Source organism: Actinophytocola sp. (genome assembly GCF_036378875.1).
Classification (GTDB): domain Bacteria; phylum Actinomycetota; class Actinomycetes; order Mycobacteriales; family Pseudonocardiaceae; genus Actinophytocola.
The window spans coordinates 1-4,110 of the sequence record NZ_DASUVO010000031.1 but is presented as its reverse complement, the minus strand read 5'-3'; the positions used below and the strand labels follow the sequence as shown (position 1 = coordinate 4,110).

Sequence of the window (4,110 nt, the reverse complement as noted above, 5' to 3'; positions counted from 1 at the left end):
CGATCTCGCCGCTGTGCGGGACAGCAAGCGGCCTCAGGTCGTCCTCCCTGTTCCGGCGGGGGCGACCAGAAAACTGCTCACTTTTCTGCGGGAGCGTCCCTAGACTCACCACGTGAGTTTGATCAACGTCGTCGATGTCGAGGCCACCTGCTGGGAGGGGCAGTCGCCGCCCGGGCAGGTGAGCGAGATCATCGAGATCGGGCTCACCGTGGTCGACCTCGACCAGCGGTCCCGGTTGGCCAAGCACCGCATCCTGGTGCGCCCGCAACGATCGCGGGTGAGCGCGTTCTGCACCGAGCTGACCGGCCTCACGCAGGAGGAGGTCGACGAGGGCGTCACGTTCGCTGAAGCGTGCAAGATCCTTGCCAGGGACCACAACACGAAAACCGTGCCGTGGGCCAGCTGGGGCGACTACGACCGCAACCAGTTCACCCGCCAGTGCAGGCACACCGGCACCGAATATCCGTTCAGCGGCAACCACACCAACGCGAAACTCAGGTTCACCGAGGCACTCGACCTGCGCAAACGACCCGGCATGGCGCAGGCGCTCGAGCTCGCCGGCCTGAAGCTCGAAGGCCGCCACCACCGCGGCGACGACGACTCGTGGAACATCGCCGCTCTCGTCCTTCACCTGCGGGCGAACAACCTCTGGTGACATAACCGGCTACCCCCCGCACCTCGAAGTGGCCTAGGCTGGAGTAACGCGTCCTGGGTACGCCCTGGGCGCGTTCATTTGTGTGTGGAGGTGACCGTTGTGCCGACCGGAAAGGTCAAGTGGTACGACTCGGAGAAGGGCTTCGGGTTCGTCACACAGGACGGAGGCGAGGACGTCTACGTCCGTTCTTCCGCCCTGCCGGCCGGGGTGGCCGGGCTGAAAGCCGGTCAACGCATCGAGTTCGGTGTCGCCGACGGTCGTCGGGGGCCGCAGGCCTTGTCCGTGCGGTTGCTCGATCCGCCGCCGTCGGTCGCCGAGGCACGGCGTCGCCCGGCCGAGGAGTTGCACGGCCTGATCGAGGACATGATCAAGCTGCTGGAGGCGAAGGTCCAGCCGGACCTGCGCCGTGGCCGTTACCCGGACCGCAAGAACGTCAAGCGCATCGCCGACGTGGTTCGTGCGGTGGCACGGGAGCTGGACCCGTAGGTCGCTGAGGGGCACCCTCCCGAGGGTGCCCCTCAGGACATCAAGCCGTCACCTGCAGTGACCAGGCCGCCCTCGTCACGGCCTCCGGGCCCGTTTCGCCCTCCACCAGCACGCCACCGGCCTGCTTGACCTCGACAGTCTGCAGCTGGGCGCCGGCGTCCGGCGGGATCGCCTCGAACGTGGTCTCCTTGCCGGGCCCGAACGTGCCGACCGTGACCGGGGCCTTCTGCTCGCCGGCGGCGGTCGTGTACTGGATCACCACCGACCAGGGCGTGTCGGCCACCTCGCGTGGCACCGTCACCTGCACGGGCGTGTTCGGCGGCACCGCCATCTTGATCATCGCGGCGTTGTCGCGCCGGCAGTCCTCGACCTTGACGTCGCAGTAGATGAACGGCTTCGCGGTCACCTTCTTGCCGGCGACCGTGAAGTCGACCTTGGGCTGCGGCACGGCGGCCGGCGTCTCGTTCGACGAGCACCCGGCCAGCACCAACAGGACGACCACCAGCAGCTTTCGCACGCCAAAAAGCTTAGTTGAACGAGTCGCTGCGCTCCGGCGCCGGCCGCCTCCTTCCGTCGTCGCGTACTCGACGCTCGTTCCTCGCTCCCGAGCACGCTCCTCAGTCAGTCCGGCGGCGGGCGCCTCCGGACCGCTCCTAGGTGCGGTCGTCGGGCGAGCTGGGCGGCCCCTCCTGGAACGCCACCTGGGCCTGCTGCGGACCGGTCGCCGTCCGCCATGGGCGCACCGGGCGCTCGCCGCCGAACCACGGCAGGAGCGACTGGCCCTTGCGGGTCAGCATCGTCTGCACCAGCCCGAACGCCAGCAGCAGCGACACCACCAGGAACCCGATCCAGAACGTCGGCGGCAGCAGCACGCCGAGTGCGCCGCCGAACACCCACGCCAGCTGCAGCACGGTCTCCGACCGCCCGAACGCGGATGCGCGGGACTCCTCGGGCAGGTCGTCCTGGATCACGGCGTCGAGGCTGTTCTTCGCCAGGGCACTGGCCGTGGCGCCGACCAGGCCGACGAGCGCCGCGGTCGCGATGCCCTCCATGAGCATCGCGAGCACCGTCGACGTCAGGCAGCCGATGATGCTGCCGAGCACGATCTGGTCCGGTTTGCCGAGGTGCATGCGCGCACCGATGCCGTTGCCGATGAAGCTGCCCGCGCCAGCCGCGCCCGCGATGACCCCGAGCAGCAACAGCTGCTTGAACGCCTCGCCCTCGGTCTGCTCCCGCACCGCGAACGCGGCGAACATCATCAGGAAGCCGGTCAGCACGCGAATCGTGGCGTTGCCGGACAGCGCGACCACAACGTTGCGGCCCATGGGTTGTCGGCGCGGCCCCTCCGGATGCGCGTCGAGCGTGGCCGGGATCTCGCCCTCGGTGACCTCCACCCACGCCGGGATCCGCATGGCCTGCACCGCGCCGACCACGCAGATGGCGGCCGTGAACCACAGCGCGCCGGCCGAGTCGAAGATCTGCAGCACCAGCGTGGCCACCGCGCCGAACGCGGCACCACCGACCAGGCCGAACGTCGTCAGCCTCGCGTTGGTCTTGGCCAGCGTGATGTCCGGCGGCACGACTCTGGGCGTGACCGACGACTTGAGCACGGTGAACGACTTGGACAGCACCATCTTCGCGAGTGCCGCGGGATAGAGCAGCCAGCCGTCGAAGTTGCCGGCCATCACGACGCACGCGAGCGCCTGCCCGACCGACGTGGCGCACATGGCAAGCCGCCTGCCCCGCTGGATGCGGTCCAGCATCGGCCCGATCACGGGGGCGACGAGCGCGAACGGCGCGATGGTGATCAGCAGGTAGAGCGCGACCTTGCCCTTGGACGAGTCGGTGCTCGCGGCGGAGAAGAACAGCGTGTTGGCGAGTGCGACGGCCATGGCCGCGTCGCTCGCGTAGTTGAGCATCGTCGCGTAGGTGAGCGCGGTGAGCCCGGACTTGTCGGCGCCGTCGGCGTTCACGGCCCGTCGAAACGCGGAGGCCGCCTTGTTGGTGAGCTCCTTGCTCCGGATCGCCGCGACACGGGTGACCGTCAGCTTCTTGGGATAGCCGGGCCGTGGCGTGTCGGGCACGCCCTGTGGCGCGACCTTGGTGGGCTGGGGCCCCGGTGGCCTCGGCGGCTGTTGGGGCGCGCGCGGGCCCTGGTGGTCGGGCGCGTAGCCGTCCGGGCCGTAGGTCTCGGGTGGGCTGCCGTCGTAGTCGTAGTCCATCGGCCGGGTCGGCGGGACCGGTGGCAGCTGGCGCCGGGGCGGCGGCACGTCGCGCCAGTTGCGGCGCGGCGGCGGGTCGCGCCAGTCACGGGCTGGCGGTTGTTGCTGCGAGGGGTCCCTGCGGACCGGGCGGGTCTGGCGCAGGTCTTCCTGCGGGTAGTGGCTCGCCGCGGGGATCGCGCTGGTCAGCGGCTCTTCCCGGGCGGGAACGGCGCTGGTGGGCGGCTCCTGCCGAGGCTGTTCGTAGGCACGCGTCGGCGGCTGCTGCTGACGCCATTTCGGCGCCTGCTGTTTCGTCCAGCTGCGGCGACGCTTCACGCCTTCCATCCTGCCCTAGTCGACGGCCTCACAACTCAAGGACGGGCACACCCGGTCAGGGGATCCGCCTACCAGGTTAAGTACCCGCCGTGACAAACCTCACCCGGAACATTGCTGGCCAGAGCTTCCCCGTTACGAGGAACTCGTCGGTGCCCGGGATGTGGGCGATGCCGTTGAGGACGTCGGCGCCGGCGCTCTGCTCTTCTGGCAGCAGTCCGGACAGGTCGACGGTCGCGGTGACCCGCCCGTTCGCGGGGTCGATGCGCACGATCTCGTCGGTCTGCCAGATGTTGGCCCAGACCTGCACGCGGCCGTCCTGGTCGGGCACGCACTCGAGCTCGTTGATGTTCTTCACGGGCTCGCCGTCGTCTCGGACCTCGACCCCGCCCTCGGCCGCGAACGAGTCGACGTTCCGGTAGGTGAGGCGGT

The 4,110-nt window shown here is 69.5% G+C and carries 5 protein-coding genes; 2 read left to right on the top strand and 3 right to left on the bottom strand.

What is annotated here, in order from left to right; translation table 11 throughout:
- Positions 1 to 112: 112 nt before the first annotated feature.
- Together VF106_RS08560 and VF106_RS08555 are read left to right on the top strand one after the other, a co-directional pair.
- Entirely contained in the window at positions 113 to 655 is a 543-nt protein-coding gene (locus VF106_RS08560) for a 3'-5' exonuclease (protein WP_330839055.1), read from the top strand.
- A 99-nt stretch (positions 656 to 754) separates the two neighbouring features.
- Positions 755 to 1,141 (top strand): cold-shock protein, encoded by a 387-nt coding sequence (locus tag VF106_RS08555; protein WP_330839054.1) that lies wholly within the window; start codon positions 755 to 757, stop codon positions 1,139 to 1,141.
- A gap of 40 nt (positions 1,142 to 1,181) precedes the next feature.
- Here the strand turns inward: VF106_RS08555 and VF106_RS08550 are convergent, their stop codons facing one another.
- From VF106_RS08550 to VF106_RS08540, 3 genes are all read right to left on the bottom strand, one after another.
- Complete coding sequence (locus VF106_RS08550) at positions 1,182 to 1,658, bottom strand: DUF2771 family protein (protein ID WP_330839053.1); 477 nt, start codon at positions 1,656 to 1,658, stop codon at positions 1,182 to 1,184.
- Between the two features lie 136 nt (positions 1,659 to 1,794).
- Positions 1,795 to 3,690 (bottom strand): MFS transporter, encoded by a 1,896-nt coding sequence (locus VF106_RS08545; protein WP_330839052.1) that lies wholly within the window; start codon positions 3,688 to 3,690, stop codon positions 1,795 to 1,797.
- A 67-nt stretch (positions 3,691 to 3,757) separates the two neighbouring features.
- Positions 3,758 to 4,110, bottom strand: a 353-nt coding sequence (locus VF106_RS08540) for a glutaminyl-peptide cyclotransferase (RefSeq protein ID WP_330839051.1), incomplete at its 5' end; no start/stop codon positions are given.